This window comes from Natronoarchaeum philippinense, from assembly GCF_900215575.1.
Classification (GTDB): Archaea; Halobacteriota; Halobacteria; order Halobacteriales; family Natronoarchaeaceae; genus Natronoarchaeum; species Natronoarchaeum philippinense.
The window spans coordinates 425,095-437,776 of sequence record NZ_OBEJ01000002.1 but is presented as its reverse complement, the minus strand read 5'-3'; the positions used below and the strand labels follow the sequence as shown (position 1 = coordinate 437,776).

Here is a 12,682-nt window from a genome sequence, read left to right as displayed (position 1 = left end):
TAGTTGTTCGGCGATTACCGGACCCCTACCGTCGAGTTCGGCGCGGCGTAACGATCCGACGGCAATCGAGCGGCCAACCCGGTGCTACGCCGAGCGATCGGACGTGTACCACGCTGTCGACGGGGGAACGAGTGGTGCCAACCGCCTTTCGAGGGGTCGTTGCAGTGTCGACACATGACAGGGATCGTCACGCTGAGCGTGGAGGTGGAACTGGCGTGGGGCGTCCACGATTTCGACGGGCACGACGAACACCTGAGCGAGGACGGTCGCACCGAGCGTCGATACCTCCGGAAACTGCTCGACGCCTGCGACGCGGCGTCGGTCCCGATCACGTTCGACATCGTCGATCACCTGCTGTTGACCTCCTGTGAGGGCACTCACGACGGCCCGTATCCCGACGACTGGTTCGACGCCGATCCGGGCACTGACGCCGCGGTCGACCCGCTGTACTACGCGCCCGACATCGCCGAAGCGATCCGCTCGCGGCCGACCGACCACGAGCTCTGCACGCACTCGTTCTCGCACGCTCCCCTCGAAACCGTCGACGCGACGACGGTCAGCGCCGATCTCGAACGCGGCCAGCGCGTCGAGTCGGAACTGCTCGGCGAGCGCTCGCACTCGTTCGTCCCGCCGCGACACCGTCCGCCGCCGACGGACGTACTCCGCGAGCACGGCATCGACGTTGTCCGAACGGCGATCAAAGATCAGGCCGACGGGCCGCTCAGCCGCGCCGCCCAGCTCCTGTTCGGCCCGCCGCCGATGGTCGATCCGGAGTGGTCCGACGGCGTGCTCTGGACGTACTGTGCGACCCATCCGAACCTCGCGGCGCCGACGCTACCGTCGGGGCGGCGTCCGGCCGGCCGGCCGCTGGGCTGGCTCCCGAATGCACTCTCGCGGCGCCTCCACCGCCGCTACCTCGAACGGGCGACGGAGCAGGCGGCCGAGACAGACGCGCATCTGCATCTGTGGTGCCATCTCTACGATCTCAGCAACGACGACCAGATGGCGCCATTGACCGAGTACCTGCAGACGCTCGGGCGCCTCCGCGATCGTGGACGTGTCGATATCTGCACGATGGACGAACTGCCGGATCGACAGCCGATCGCGGTCGGCGGCCGTGATGCGGCGTCGTCGTGGTGACGCCGTGCGAGCGACACAGCGGTCGCTCGCGGTGTGGTTCGCGTCAAAAACGCCGAGGAGGAGATTTGAACGCGCCGAGACGGTCCTGCTCGGCTCGCTTCGCTCGCCTGCGCGGGCTGCGACTCGTCTGCTCAAATCTCCACGTGAGTCGTCCACTCCGACGCGCTGTGCGAGAGTCATGGAAGGCTCTCGCGGGTTTGCGTCGGAGAGAAGCGCCGAGGAGGAGATTTGAACCACGCGAAGACGGACCTGCTCGCTGCGCTCGCAGGTTGCGACTTCTCTACTTCAAATCTCCACGTTTTGCGTGTACACGCTCACGAGTGCGAGAGTCATGGAAGACTCTCGCGGTGTTATTCGCGTGAAAAACGCCGAGGAGGAGATTTGAACTCCTGTGTCCTGAACGGACAGTTGCTCTCGAAGCAACCGCCTTGGCCGGGCTAGGCTACCTCGGCTCATTAACCGCTACCCGCCCCGTGATTTTGTAGGTTTCGATTCCGATCGCTGATGGCATCGGTACAAATATGTTTCACGGACAGCACGTCGGTATATATGGACGTACGCGAGGCAAGCGAGGAGTGTGACGCGATTCTCGACGCGATCTCGCAGGCAGTTATCGCGGACGAAGAGTTCCTAGAGACCGTGCTACTGGGCGTCGTCGGGCGAGGCCACGTCCTGCTCGAAGACGTTCCCGGGACCGGGAAGACGCTGACCGCGAACAGCCTTGCGACCGCACTGGGGCTGTCGTTCTCCCGGATTCAGTTCACGCCCGACCTGCTGCCCGCCGACGTGACCGGCACGCACGTGTTCAACGAGCAGGACGGCAGCTTCGAGTTCAACGAGGGGCCGATCTTCGCCAACGTCGTGCTGGCCGACGAGATCAACCGCGCGCCGCCGAAAACCCAAGCCGCGCTGCTCGAAGCCATGGCCGAGGGGCAGGTCACCGTCGACGGCGACACCCACGAGCTACCCGACCCGTTTTTCGTGATCGCAACGCAGAACCCGGTCGATCAGGAGGGCACCTTTCCGCTGCCCGAAGCGCAGGTCGACCGCTTTCTCGTCAAGAGTTCGATCGGCTACCCCGAGCGCGACGGCGAGGAAGAGCTGCTGCGACGCCGTCTCGGCCGCGTCGAGCGCAGCCCGAGCGTCACGAGCGTCCTCGACGACGGCACGGTCGCCGAGCTACGCGAGACGCCCGAGTCGGTCACCGTCGACGACGATCTGGTCGGCTACGTCGCCGAAATCGCGCGCCGAACTCGGACCAAGCGCCGCGTCGATGTCGGCGTCTCGCCGCGGGGCACCCAGCGGCTGCTCGAAGCCGCTCGCGCGCGAGCGACGATGGTCGGCCGCGACTACGTGACGCCCGACGATGTCAAGCGCGTCGCCCAGCCGGTACTCGCCCATCGACTCGTGTTGACGCCCGACGCCAAGGTCGACGGCGTCTCGAAGTTCGCGCTGGTCAACGACGTGCTCGACGCCGTCGCCGTGCCGACCGTCGAGTAGCCGGCGTCTCGAGACGCCACAGCAAAGCCCGAGCTGTTTTCTGTACGGGACCTACTCAGCCCGTCCGTGCAGCGCCGCGAGCAGCGCGAGCGCGCCCAGCAGTCCGAGCACCACAGCCGCGACGGGCAGGCCGCCCGGCGCAGCGAGGAAGACGCCGTAGCTCGCTATCGAGACCGTCAGTCCGACCGCGCCCGTCGCGCCGACGTGGGGGAGTTCGGCCCTGACGGTGGCGGCCTCGCGCCCGAGTTGTTCCCCCAGCCCGATCGCCTGGTGACCGGCGTCCCAAGCGACCACGATCGCCGTGGCGCTCGTCAGCGTCGGAACGGCCGGCAGTCCGCGAACGCCGGCCCCGATCACGCCGAGCAGCGCCGTCGCGCAGCCGATCGTCACCAGACGCCGCGAGCCGGTCCACAGCCCGCCTCCGAGCACGACGAGCGCGACGGCGCCGGCTTTGAGCGCCAGCGACGAGAACGGACCGCTCGCAAACACGCCGGCCGCGAGCGCGATCCAAGCGACTGCGCTCGACGTTCGCGCCGGGCGTCGGGTGAGCTCCGGGGCGCCCGTGGTCATCTCGACCACCCCCTCGCCGTCCGGGCGACCGCCGCGGCGAGCGCGTCCTCTCGCGCCCAGTCGACGACGCGGAGTCCCGCCCGGCGGAGTGTCACGACGCGCCGATCGCGCTCGACGGCCGCCAGTCGTCCGCCCGGCGTGTCGGTCGCCGTCGGATCGGGGCTGACCACCGTGACGGCGTGTCCCCGTGCGTGCAAGAGACGCGCGTGGCGGACGATCGAGTCGTCGGCCAGCGGCGAGACGAGCAGCACCTGCGAGTCGGCCGGCAGGCGCTGTAGGAACTGCTCGGCGTCGGCGTCCGACAGCGCCGCTTCCTTCGGCGGCGCGTGCGAGAACGCCGGGTCGGCCGTCAGCGCCTCGGCGAGCCGAAGGCGGTGGGCCGCGCCCGCACCGGGCGCAAGCCAGCACTCACGCGGACCGAGCGCGTAGAGACCGACCGTGTCGCCCCCATCAGCCAGCGCACCCGCGACGGCGTCGGCGGCTTCGACGCTACGGTCGACCGCGTGGCGGGCGGTCGGCTCGCTCCGTAAGTACGCGGCGTTGCGCGTGTCGACGGCGACGACGACCGTCGCCGAGCGCTCCTCGCGAAACTCGACGGTCGTGAGCTCGCCGGCCCGCGCGAACCGGTTCCAATCGACCCGAGAGAGCGGGTCGCCCGTCCGGTACTCTCTGGTCGCGTGGAACTCGACGCCGTCGCCGCCGATGTCGGTCGAGACGCGGCCGGCGTGTGGCGTCGTCAGCGAGCGCAGCGACAGATCGACCAGCCCGTCGGCGCCGGAGTCACAGACCAACTCGTCGTCCGTTTCGACGGAGAGGACGCGCTCGGCGGCGCCGGCGAACCCGCGGGCGACGACCTGCATCGAGTCGAACTCGTGGGTGCCCCGTCGGACGGTGACGGCGTACTCGAACGCCGCCGCCTCGCCCGGCCGCAGCGACGTTCCGAGCCGAGCGAGGCCGTCGGTCGCCGCGAGTTCGTCGGGCACGCCGTCGACGATTCGGAGATCCGGAAGTACACGGTCGCCGACGTTTCGGACTCGCACCGACACGTCGACCTCGTCGCCCGGCGCCGGCGCGTCGTCAGCGAACGTTCGCTCGACCGAGAGCGCGGGCTCCGGCGGATCGCTCGCTCGCGCGTAGGCTGCAAACGCGACGCCGAGCACCGACGCGAGCACCAGCGCCGGACTGGTCGAGAGCAACCCGGCCGCGCCGAACGCGAGTGCCAGACCGGTGCTCCCCGTCCAGCGCCCTGTCGGCTGCTCGCGCGAGTACGTGATCGGGTTGGCGGTGTCGTCCGGGTTAGCGGTGTCGTCGGTCGTGCTGTCGTCCACGTCGCCCGCGACCCGGTCGGCTTCGTCCGGTCCGGTGCTGGCGTCGGCGCTGCGGGCAGGCTCGGACGGCCCCGCCGCGGCGTCGTCGGCGTCGCCGCCGGGCGTGCCATCCGACACCGGCGGTTCGAGATCGGCGCTCATGTCGACCCCTCCACGGCGCTCGGACCAGCCGTGTTCGGATCCGCCGACGCCCCCGAGGCAGTGTGTTCGTCGGCCCGGCCGTCCTCGGCGATCCCGGCGATCCGCGCAATCTCGGCTGCGGCCCGCTCGGCGCGCCGCGAGTGGGGATGCCGTCGCATCCACTCGCGCGCTCGAACGCGCAGCGGCGTCCACGCCGGCAGCTCCCCGAGGAACTGCGCCGCTGCGACGGGGTCGTCCGTCCACGTCCCCTCCGCGAGCGCCTCGTGAGCTGCAGCCTCGTCCAGATCCCGGTGGCACACGAGCGCACCCACCGCGGCGCGTTCGAGGCGGTTGCCCACTTTCCGCCGCGAACTGTGTCCCTTCAGCCCGTCCGGGCGGTTGCGCTCGATTGCTTCGTCGAACTCGCCGCCGGGACGCGGAAGCTCCTGTGCCCGTTCGAGCGTCGGTAGCTCCGCCGCCTCGACCGGCGTCCGTCGGCGTTCCCGCACGCGACGGAGCCCCTGCACGAGCGCCACGGCGCCGACCAGCCCCACCGCCCAGCTCTGGAGCGCGACCGGCATCGCTCCCGGCGCGACGGCGAGGGCGACACCGCCTGCGACGAGAGCTACGCCGGCCCACGCGTACCTACGCATCGGCGTCACCCCTGTACTCGTCTTCGATGCGACGCAGGGCGGCCACAGCGCGCTCCTCGCGGTCGGGCGTCGGATCGCGCCCGCCGTAGCGTACAATTTCGAATACGTCCGTTAGTTCGTCGACATCCGCTTCGTCGATACCGATTTCGCGGGCGGCCATAGCGAACTCGCCGGGCGTGCTCGACCCCGGGTGATCGACCGGGAGCGAGTCGGCCATCTCGCGCCACGCCCGATAGACTTCGTTCTCGAAGTCGTCGGCGTCGTCGAGACGCTCGGCCGCTCGTCCGGCCGCACGCCCGACCTCGGCGCGGCGCTCCCCGTCGTCGTCGACCCGTTCGACCGACTCGTCAGGTGACGATTCTTCGTCGGTCGAGAACAGAAGGGAGACGAGGCCGCCGCCGATCGCAATCAGCAACACCGACAGCAGTGCCAGCGCCGGAATCGCGACCGCGAGCATTTCACCGCTACCGCCGCCTCCGGCGCCGCCCCCACCGCCGCCGCCGTTGGACGCCGCCGTCGCGCTGGGAAGTGGCCCGGTGCTGGCTTCGGGACACCCGCTTGTCAGAACCAGCCCGAGAAGCAAGGCGAGCGGTACCAGCGCAGCAGCGACGACTGCGGTCACTGCGAGTCCGAACCGCCGGGCGACGAGAGCGCCCGCGACCACCGTCGCCGCAACTCCCGCCCAGATGATCGCAGGCGAAGGGCCGGATACGACGCAGGTCGGTTCGACCAGTTGACCGTTGGCCCCGGCAGCAGTCCGATCTTGGCCGCCGATAGGGCCAGTGCTGTCTCCCTCTTGGCCACCCAAGAAGCCCCCAGAACCGCTGTCACTCCCCGACTGTACCGTCTCCAGCGTCGCGGCGGCGCCGACGAGTGCCAGCACGCAGAGGAGTGCGATCGCAAGCGTCCGAAGAGATTTCTGTTCCACAAAATTTGAATTAAACTAATGTTTTGTATGTATTACGTAACTGGACGGATATCCGACCCGTCACCGCTTCGATACCGCCGCGCCGACGAGCGATAGAACCCCCACTGGACCGAGCGCGGCGGTTTGTCAGGAGAGTTTGCGGTAGTCCCGTGCTTCCTCGGCGCGCTCGACGACCGACTCGATCGTCGCCTTCGAGCCCGAGGCTTCCACGGCGGCGTTGACCGCACCTTCGAGCACCGGCGCGTCGGCAATCTCGACGGCGGTGTCGTCAGCAGCCATCTCCACGGCGAGTTCGGCGTTCATCACGGCGCTGCCTAGATCGACGAGCACGACGACGCCGTCGCCGTCGTCGGCCGCCTCGATGGCGTCTTGGATCGTCGGCGCGTTGGTCCCGACGCCGCCCTGCCCGTCGCCGCCGGCGGGCTCGATCGGCGCGTCGCCGCCCATCTCGGCGGCGACCTCGCAGATCCCCTCGGCGGCCGCGGCGCTGTGGGAGACGACGACCAACCCGACCATCACTCGTCCTCCGGGGCGTCGGCCGGCGTCTCCTCGGGCGCCTCGGCGGCGCCGGCGTCGCGCTCGATCTCGCCTTCGACGTACTCCTCGGCGGTGTCGAGTAGCTCTTCGAGGATGTACAGCGTCGAGGTCGCGCCGGGGTCTTGATGGCCGACCGACCGCCAGCCGAGATACGAGGCCCGGCCCTTCTCGGCGCGGATCGGCACGGTGAACTCGACGCCGCGCTCGGCCGCGTCGACGGCTTTCGAGAGCGCCGTCAGCGGCGGCAAGTCGTCGTGCTCGATCGATTTCTTGTAGGTCTGGACCGCGGGCGTGAGCGCGTCGACCATCGTCTTCGCGCCGATCCGGGCGTCGCCCCGGTCTTTGACCTTCTCGAGATACGCCTCGGCGAAGTCGACGCTTGTCTCGGTCGTGATCCCTTCCTCGGCGAACTCTTGGCTGGCGCTCATGAACGACCCGCCGTACAGCGGGCCCGACGCCCCGCCGACCTCCGAGATCAGCGTCGTGCCGACGGTCTTGATCAGCTCCGAGGGATCGTCGGTGTCGGCGTCGGCCACGGCTTCGGCGGCGGCTTCGAACCCCCGGCTCATGTTCCCCCCGTGGTCGGCGTCGCCGATCGCCGAGTCGAGTTCGGTCAGGTAGTCCCGTTCGTCTTCGATGCGGTCGGCGACGTTCTCGACGGCCGCCCTGACCGCCTCCGCTTGAGTGGCATCATCTCCCATAGACGGATACCCGTTCGCTTGCAGGTAAAGCATTTGTGCTCCGGACAGGTACGCCGCCGCGGCGACCCGCCCGGCGAGCCGACGATTCGGGCAGGACCAACTACTCCGTCACCGTCAGAGCCGGCGTGTCGGCCGGCGCGGCCAGCAGTTCTTTGAGTTCCTCGTCGACGGCACAGACCGTGATCGAACAGCCCTCCATGTCCAGCGAGGTCATGTAGTCGCCGACCCAGGCGTCCCAGACGTCCAGCCCCTCGTCGTCCATCAGCTCCTGCAGTCGGCGGTTGACGACGAACAGTTCCATCAGCGGCGTCCCGCCCATCCCGTTGACCATCGTGATCACTTCCTGCCCGTCGTCCAGTTCGAGATCGTCGAGCACCTTCTCGGTGAGGTGGTCGGCCACCTCGTCGGCGCTCATCACGTCGGTGCGCTCGGTGCCCGGTTCGCCGTGGATGCCGATGCCGAGTTCGATCTCGTCGTCGCCTAGATCGAACGTCGGCTCGCCCTTCTCCGGCGTCACGCAGGAGGTCAACGCCATCCCCATCGTCCCCACGTTGTCGATCACTTTCTCGGCCGTCTCGGCGACAGTCTGGAGGTCGGCGCCCTGTGCGGCCTTCGCGCCGGCGGCCTTGTGGACGAAGATCGTCCCCGCGACGCCGCGCCGGCCCGAGGTGTACAGCGAGTCCTCGACCGCAACGTCGTCGTTGACCACTACTTGCTCGACATCGACACCCTCGATGTCGGCCATCTCGGCGGCCGTATCGAAGTTCATCACGTCGCCCTCGTAGTTTTTGACGACGCAGAGCACGCCCTCGCCGCCGTCGCAGGCCTCGATCATCTCGTCGAGCTGGTCGCCGGTCGGGGAGGTGAACACCTCGCCCGCGGCCGCGCCGTCTAACATCCCTTCGCCGAGGTAGCCCGCGTGGGTCGGTTCGTGGCCGCTTCCCCCGCCCGAGACGATCCCTACTTTCCCCTCTACGGGGGCGTCTGCACGCACAAGCACCTCCTGATCGTCGAGTCGGCGAAGTCGATCGGGGTGGGCAGCCACCATCCCGTCGAGCATCTCGTCGACGACATCTTCCGGATCGTTGATTAACTTCTTCATGCCACGTGGTACATCGTCAGCGACCAACATATACCTCACACTAGCGGACCCCCTCTCCGGCTTCCCTCGCGAGCGGTCGACAACTGCCGATAGCGACCGGACGGCTACTGCCGGCAGCGACCGGACGGCTACTGCCGGCAACGACCGGACGGCTACTGCCGGCAACAACCGGACGGCGCCACAGCCACTTTATTATCGGCGCCCGATCTACGTGATATGGCACTCTACGACGCCGTCGCCGATCTCGATCTGGTCGTCGACGACTGGGAGCTATCGCTCCGGGAGCGAGACACCTCCAGCGGCTTCGTGCGGACGACGACCGTCTTCGAGCTACGCGGCGACGGCGCCGTCGGCCGCGGCGAGGACGTGACCTACGAGGAGTCACACCACCACGCGCTCGTCGAGGACGAACCGGACTTCGAGCTGGCCGGCGAGTACGCGTTCGACGAGTTCTCACAGGCCGTCGGCAACCTCGACCTGTTTCCCGCCGGCGCGCCCGACCGCGACGTGTTCCGTAACTACCGGCGCTGGGGCGTCGAGTCCGCCGCGCTCGATCTGGCGCTCCGGCAGGCCGACCTGTCGCTGGCCGACGCGCTCGACGAGAGCTACGATCCGGTCCGCTTCGTCGCCAGCACCCGTCTCGGCGATCCGCCGACGCTCGACCGGATCGACGCGCTGCGCGAGGTCGACGCCGACATGGAGTTCAAGCTCGATCCGACGCCCGACTGGACGCCGGAGATCATCGAGGAGTTGGCCGAGACCGACGCCGTGCGTATCCTCGATCTCAAAGGCCAGTACGAGGGAACCGAGGTCGACGTAGCCGCCGATCCGGAGCTGTACGAGCGCCTGATCGACGCGTTCGACGAGACGGTGATCGAAGATCCGGATCTCACCGACGAGACGCGCCCGATCGTCGACGACGCCGCCGATCGGGTGAGCTGGGACGCGCCGATCCACGGCATCGAGGACGTCGAAGCGCTGCCGTGGGAACCCGACTGGCTCAACATCAAGCCCTCCCGCTTTGGCTCGGTCCGATCGCTGTTCGAGACGATCGAGTACGCCGCCGAGCGCGACGTGGAGCTGTACGGCGGCGGCCAGTTCGAGCTCGGCGTCGGCCGCCAGCATATCCAGTTGCTCGCGTCGCTGTTCTACCCCGACGGCCCCAACGACGTTGCGCCGCGGGCCTACAACGACCCCGAACTCGGTGACGACCTGCCGACGAGCCCGCTCGCCCCGCCGGACGACGCGCTGGGGCTGTCGTGGCGCGAAGACGTATAATTAAAGCCGGCCGGCCGGCGATACACGGGCGATGGTCCTCGGAGGGATGCTCCCCGACGCGCCGATCGTCCACGTACTGATCGTCGTCGTTGCCACCGCGTTCATCTGGCTCGGCAGTGGCTGGCTCGAAGAGTCGGCCGATCATCTCTCGTCGTACTACGGCCTGCCGGCGGTCGTGCAGGGCTCGATCGTCGTCGCGATCGGATCGAGCTTTCCAGAACTGGCCAGCGTCGTGGTGACGGCGCTCGGCGACACGTTCGACATGGGCGTCGGCGCCATCGTCGGCTCGGCGATCTTCAACATCCTCGTCATCCCCGCGCTGTCGGGGCTGGCGGCGGACGGCGATCTGGAGACGAATCGCACCATCGTCTACAAGGAAGCCCAATTTTACATGATCGCCGTCTCAGCGGTCGTCGTCACGTTCGCGCTGGCGGTGATCTACGTCCCCGTCGCCAACGGCCCGGAACTCGCCGGGACCCTCACGCGCCCGCTGGCGATGATCCCGCTGCTGTTGTACGGGCTGTACCTGTTCATCCAGTGGCAGGATGTGAGCGATCACGACGCCGGGGACGTGCCTGGCGGCATCGCAGTCGGCCGGGAGTGGGGCCGGCTCGCGGCCGGACTGGCCGTCATCCTGCTCGCCGTCGAGTTGTTGGTCGGCAGCGTCGAGTCGCTGGGCACCACCTTCGGCATCCCCGAATTCCTCGCCGGCGTCACCATCGTCGCGGCGGCGACGAGTCTGCCCGACGCGCTGGTCAGCGTACGCTCGGCACAGGCCGACAAGAGCGTCACGAGCCTCGGAAACGTGCTCGGCTCGAACACGTTCGACCTGCTGGTCGCCATTCCGATCGGCGTGCTGATCGTCGGCAGTGTCCCGATCGATTTCGCCACCGCCGTCCCGATGCTCGGCGTCCTCACGCTTGCGACGGTGCTTTTGTTCTCGTTCCTGCGGACCGACCTCCGCGTCACGCAGCTCGAATCGTACGTCCTGCTGGCCGCCTACGCGCTGTTCGTCGCCTGGATCGTCGCCGAGACTGTCGGTGCGACCCACCTCATCAAGGGTGCGTGATCACCACGCCGAGCCGATCCGCTCGCGTGCGCCCTCGTAGCCCGCGGCCGTCCGCCAGCGCTCGCCCGTCTCGACGTGCTCGACGACGTACCGCGACCCACAGTCCCCACAGCGATACGCGTCCGGCTCGCGGACCGTCTTCGACGCCTTGTGTCGGTCTGCCGTCCACGCACAGCCCGTCGTCGTACAGCACAGTTGCAGCCGCGGCACCGCAAACGACGGACAGTATCGCGAGGCGTCGACGGCGTCGGCCTGCGCTCGGAATCGCTCGCCATGGCCCGACTCCCCGAATGTCAGAAACTCCCACGCGTGGACGAGTTCGTGCCGGATCACGTCGGTAAAGGTTGCCCAGCCGAGCGATCGATACGCCGCCCACGTCAGTCGGATCGTCACCGCGTCCTCAGTACGGCGGTAGACACAGGCGCCCGCTCGACGCTTCGCGCGGCGGGACACGTCCCACGAGACGGCGTCCAGATCGACATCGAGGTCGACCGTCGCGGCGTACCGGCGAGCGCGATCGAGCAGTTCGGACTCGGTTCGGGGCGCGTCCGGATCTGCGTCCGGTGTCCGCTGGCGGTCGTGGTCGTCTCGTGGCATCGAACTGCTCGACTCTGCGCTGCGGGCCGAAAAGAAATCCGCGGTCGCGGCAACAGCGTATCATCGAACTGACGAGCGACTGCCGCGACGAAGCATTTACGTCTGTGACTCTCTGAGGTCAGACCATGCCCAACATTGAGGTTTCACTGCCGGACCGCGTCGACACCGAGATCGACCGCCTCGTCGATCAGGGCGAGTTCCTCAACCGCGAGCAGGCCGTCGAGGAGCTCCTGTCGATGGGGATGTCGGCCTACGAATCGTCGCCCGAAACGTCCAGTCAGGACGACGAGTGGGTGATGCAAAACGTCGAAGATCAGCAGGACCCCGCCCTGCAAAACGACGTCGACGAAGACGGCCGGATGTTCTAGACGCCGCGTCGTACTACGCCTCGGACGCCGGGGCGTCGTCGAGAAGCCCTTTGAGCGACGCCGTCGTCGCGCTTTCCGAGAGTTCTTCGAGCGCCCGCTGTGCAGCCTGCAGCCGCCGGTTCGCGTAGCGTCGGAGTGCCCGCGTGTCGGTGCCATCGGTCGCGGCCGTCGCGCCGTCACCGTCGATCGCTGCCCGCACTGCGCGGGCCGTGGCTACGCCGCTGCCGAGCGTCTCCAAGCGGTCCCGTTGGCGCTCGTCAGCGTCGGCGAGGATGGCGCCGATCGACGCCGCTCCCCGGCCGAGCGCGCCCGCCGTCCGCTCGGCGAACCGGACCTCGTCCGGATCGGAGTGGTCCGGCGAGGGTGTCCCGAGCGTCTCGATAAGCGACTCTGACACTGCCGAAAACACCTCGAAGCACTCGGTCAGCCGCTCGGTCTGGAGATCACCGAGCGTCGAGTACGCCGAGGTGTAGCGATAGTCCGAGGCCAGCAGGCGCGTCGTGAGTTCGCGGCGCGACGCCGCGGCGTCATCGGTGTCGATCAACTGCTCGCGTACCAGCCAGTACTCCCGGAGCAGTTCGATCGCAGTCCCCGCGGTGAGCGTGACTGTTCGATCCGGGGTCGGTGCGACCGCGTCGTACGACAGCGCGAGCAACCGGCCGTACCATCGGTCGTCGGCGCTCGGGAGCGAACCGGGATCGAGACAGTCCGTCCCGTCGGCGTCGACGGCGGTTGTGACTCGTCGGTCCAGTTCGGCGCTGCGCTCGTCGCGAGTGAGTTGCCCGGTCATG

General features: G+C 68.5%; 14 protein-coding genes and 1 tRNA gene. 5 read left to right on the top strand and 10 right to left on the bottom strand.

What is annotated here, in order from left to right; translation table 11 throughout:
* The first annotated feature begins 174 nt into the window (after nt 1-174).
* A complete protein-coding gene (locus CRO01_RS09025; protein WP_097008797.1) occupies nt 175-1,140 on the top strand; it encodes a polysaccharide deacetylase family protein in 966 nt (321 codons plus the stop codon).
* Nucleotides 1,141-1,506: 366 nt separating this feature from the next.
* Here CRO01_RS09025 and CRO01_RS09020 read toward each other — a convergent pair.
* Nucleotides 1,507-1,592 (bottom strand) — tRNA-Ser (locus CRO01_RS09020).
* A 97-nt stretch (nt 1,593-1,689) separates the two neighbouring features.
* Between CRO01_RS09020 and CRO01_RS09015 the strand changes: the two genes are divergently transcribed.
* On the top strand, nt 1,690-2,640 hold the full coding sequence (locus tag CRO01_RS09015) for an AAA family ATPase (protein WP_097008796.1): 951 nt from the start codon (nt 1,690-1,692) through the stop codon (nt 2,638-2,640).
* A 51-nt stretch (nt 2,641-2,691) separates the two neighbouring features.
* On the opposite strand, the gene CRO01_RS09010 is transcribed toward CRO01_RS09015, so the two are convergent.
* The 7 genes from CRO01_RS09010 to dhaK form a co-directional block, all read right to left on the bottom strand.
* The gene (locus tag CRO01_RS09010; RefSeq protein WP_097008795.1) at nt 2,692-3,210 is read right to left on the bottom strand and encodes a DUF7519 family protein; all 519 of its coding nucleotides are present in this window, start codon (nt 3,208-3,210) and stop codon (nt 2,692-2,694) included.
* A complete protein-coding gene (locus CRO01_RS09005) occupies nt 3,207-4,679 on the bottom strand; it encodes a DUF58 domain-containing protein (protein ID WP_097008794.1) in 1,473 nt (490 codons plus the stop codon). Before CRO01_RS09005 ends, CRO01_RS09010 begins: the two co-directional genes overlap by 4 nt.
* Entirely contained in the window at nt 4,676-5,311 is a 636-nt protein-coding gene (locus CRO01_RS09000; protein ID WP_179747443.1) for a DUF7269 family protein, read from the bottom strand. The genes CRO01_RS09005 and CRO01_RS09000 overlap by 4 nt, the downstream gene beginning before the upstream one ends.
* Entirely contained in the window at nt 5,304-6,239 is a 936-nt protein-coding gene (locus tag CRO01_RS08995; RefSeq protein ID WP_097008793.1) for a DUF4129 domain-containing protein, read from the bottom strand. Before CRO01_RS08995 ends, CRO01_RS09000 begins: the two co-directional genes overlap by 8 nt.
* Before the next feature lie 126 nt (nt 6,240-6,365).
* Nucleotides 6,366-6,755: a dihydroxyacetone kinase phosphoryl donor subunit DhaM gene (dhaM, locus tag CRO01_RS08990; RefSeq protein WP_097008792.1), complete on the bottom strand. Its 390-nt coding sequence runs from the start codon at nt 6,753-6,755 to the stop codon at nt 6,366-6,368.
* Nucleotides 6,755-7,477 carry a dihydroxyacetone kinase subunit DhaL gene (dhaL, locus tag CRO01_RS08985; RefSeq protein ID WP_097008791.1) on the bottom strand — a complete coding sequence of 241 codons (723 nt, stop codon included), beginning with the start codon at nt 7,475-7,477 and terminating at the stop codon, nt 6,755-6,757. The genes dhaM and dhaL overlap by 1 nt, the downstream gene beginning before the upstream one ends.
* Before the next feature lie 100 nt (nt 7,478-7,577).
* Nucleotides 7,578-8,579 carry a dihydroxyacetone kinase subunit DhaK gene (dhaK, locus tag CRO01_RS08980; RefSeq protein WP_097008790.1) on the bottom strand — a complete coding sequence of 334 codons (1,002 nt, stop codon included), beginning with the start codon at nt 8,577-8,579 and terminating at the stop codon, nt 7,578-7,580.
* A gap of 216 nt (nt 8,580-8,795) precedes the next feature.
* On the opposite strand from dhaK, the gene CRO01_RS08975 reads away from it, so the two are divergent.
* Complete coding sequence (locus CRO01_RS08975; RefSeq protein ID WP_097008789.1) at nt 8,796-9,857, top strand: hypothetical protein; 1,062 nt, start codon at nt 8,796-8,798, stop codon at nt 9,855-9,857.
* A 31-nt stretch (nt 9,858-9,888) separates the two neighbouring features.
* A complete protein-coding gene (locus CRO01_RS08970; RefSeq protein ID WP_097008788.1) occupies nt 9,889-10,926 on the top strand; it encodes a sodium:calcium antiporter in 1,038 nt (345 codons plus the stop codon).
* Here CRO01_RS08970 and CRO01_RS08965 read toward each other — a convergent pair whose 3' ends face one another.
* Nucleotides 10,927-11,523 carry a SprT-like domain-containing protein gene (locus tag CRO01_RS08965; RefSeq protein WP_097008787.1) on the bottom strand — a complete coding sequence of 199 codons (597 nt, stop codon included), beginning with the start codon at nt 11,521-11,523 and terminating at the stop codon, nt 10,927-10,929.
* 125 nt (nt 11,524-11,648) lie between these two features.
* On the opposite strand from CRO01_RS08965, the gene CRO01_RS08960 reads away from it, so the two are divergent.
* On the top strand, nt 11,649-11,891 hold the full coding sequence (locus CRO01_RS08960) for a DUF7120 family protein (RefSeq protein ID WP_097008786.1): 243 nt from the start codon (nt 11,649-11,651) through the stop codon (nt 11,889-11,891).
* Between the two features lie 13 nt (nt 11,892-11,904).
* Here CRO01_RS08960 and CRO01_RS08955 read toward each other — a convergent pair whose 3' ends face one another.
* The gene (locus tag CRO01_RS08955; protein ID WP_097008785.1) at nt 11,905-12,681 is read right to left on the bottom strand and encodes a polyprenyl synthetase; all 777 of its coding nucleotides are present in this window, start codon (nt 12,679-12,681) and stop codon (nt 11,905-11,907) included.
* Between the last annotated feature and the right edge of the window lies 1 nt (nt 12,682).